A 1,911-nucleotide genomic window follows, 5' to 3' on the forward strand; every position below is an offset into this window, starting at 1 on the left:
GCCCTTGAACGGGCGGGGCCGGCGTTCGGCTTTCCCGGGGCCACCGCATCGCCCGTAGGGGCGGACCGGTTGCCCTGGAGTACCAGGCCGGTTGCCCCGGGAGGACAGATCGCGGCGTGTTGCGGGCGGGTCGGCTTGGTCCGTTCGGGTGCACGATGCAACAGTGTCCGTCGGGTGTTGACATGATCACGAGATGTGAGGGGGGATGCGGGAGGAGGGGGAATCCGGAGACGAACGGCCCGGAAACGTTCAGTTCCCCGGCCGGATGTCGCTCAGCGTGCCGCTGATGTTGAGGAGTTCGTGGCACGCGGCCGCCTGCTTGCCCGAGGCCGGAGTGCCCGGCGCCTCGCAGGTCACGCTCGCCGTCACGGCCTGGTCCTCGGGGACCTGGATGGGAGTCACCCAGTGGTAGTCCTGGTTGCGGAAGGTCTCCAAGGCGATGGTGGTGATCGTCTTGTTGCCGGCCGTGATGGTCACCACGCCCTGGTCGCCCTGGAAGTTGGCGACCACGATGTCCGTGATGTCGAGGACCTTGCCGTGCGGCACCGGGTAACTGCCCGTCCCGGCGGCGCCGTTCGCGGTCTGCACGTCGATCGTTTCGGAGAACTGCTGTCCTGTCCCCGGCACCGCCGGGCCCGCGCCGGGGCCGCCCTGACTGCCCGGGCCGGCGGTCGGCTTCCCGGCGCCCGGCTTGGTCTGGCCGCCGGGCGTGTTCCCGTTGGAGGGGGCGCCCGACGCGTCGCCGACCGGAGCACCGGCGGGCGGCGTCGGGGTGGCGCTCTGCTGGGCGACGGCCTGCTCGGCGGCCTGCTTCGCGGAGCTGCGCACCGCCGGGCGGACCAGGGCGAACCAGGCCAGCAGCAGCGCGATCAGCGCCGCCAGGAGCGCGAGCAGCCACTTGGGGAAGACCGGCAGCTGAAGGAACTCGCCTTCCAGGACGGGCTTCTGAGCAGGCGCCGGCGCGGCCTCCGGAGCGGTCTCGGGCTTGCCTTCCGTCCCCTTGTCGCCGTCCTTGCCGTTCTTCCCGTCCTTGCCGTCCGTCCGCTCCTCCGGGCCCACCGTCACCTCGAACGGCCAGGTCGCGGGTTTGCCGAACCAGATCAGCTTGCGGGTGCGCGCCTGCACCCGCACCTCTCCGGACTCGCCGGGCTCCAGCCGCAGCTTCTCCGGGGTGACCCGGAACCGCAGGTCCTCGCCCGCCTGTCCGGGAGTGAACGTCACACCGGTGGGAGCGTTCCCGAGGTTGCGCACCGAGGCCCGGTAGCGTCCGCGCAGCCAGCCGCGGCGACGGCGCGGTGCGAGCGCGGCCCGCAGTTCGTGGAACGGCGTCACGGTGACCGTGGTCTCGGGGACCGTCACCAGGTCGGGGCGCTCGACCGGCAGCACCCGGATGCCGAGCGGGAACTCGCCGGCCCGGGTGGCGGGGGAGCGCGGCGGAGCCAGCCGGACCGTCACCGTCTCGGAGGTCCCCGGGAAGAGCGAGACCCGGGCCGGCTCGACCGTCGTCCACGCGGCACAGTCGCCGACCACCTCGAACGTGTAAGCCTCAACGATGTCAAGATCGTTGCGTACCGTCAGGGTCGTGGTGGCCACGCCACCGGGGGCCACCGTCAGTGCGGGCAGGCCGAGTTCGGCGGATGTGGTCATAGCGTGACGGTAGGGCCGTACGGCGCCGAGGGAGAGGGCCGTACGGGCAAGCTGGGGGCACACTCCTTGCCCGCACGGACCGAACGAAGACCCCGCCCGGCGCGGTCGCGAGTCCGGCCCGACTCCGCGTGACCCGCCCCCACATTCCCCCGGCCGGCCTCGCCTCGCGGCGGCCGGCCGTCACCCTCGCAGGATCAGAGAATGGAGTAGTTCGATGACGTCGACCGATACAACCCGTGAGGAAGCCGTCACCAACCGCCGTAC

General features: G+C 72.0%; 1 protein-coding gene. It reads right to left on the reverse strand.

The window, feature by feature from the left end:
• Nucleotides 1-249: 249 nt before the first annotated feature.
• Complete coding sequence (locus tag ACFU7Y_RS43540; protein ID WP_380771992.1) at nucleotides 250-1,647, reverse strand: hydrolytic protein; 1,398 nt, start codon at nucleotides 1,645-1,647, stop codon at nucleotides 250-252.
• Nucleotides 1,648-1,911 lie beyond the last annotated feature (264 nt).

Origin of the sequence: Kitasatospora sp. NPDC057542 (assembly GCF_042801945.1) — a bacterium.
Taxonomy (GTDB): Bacteria; Actinomycetota; Actinomycetes; order Streptomycetales; family Streptomycetaceae; genus Kitasatospora.

Coding starts and splice junctions, on each gene's coding strand:
- ACFU7Y_RS43540 (WP_380771992.1), bottom strand. CDS start 1,647: ATGACCACATCCGCCGAACTCGGCCTGCCCGCACTGACGGTGGCCCCC.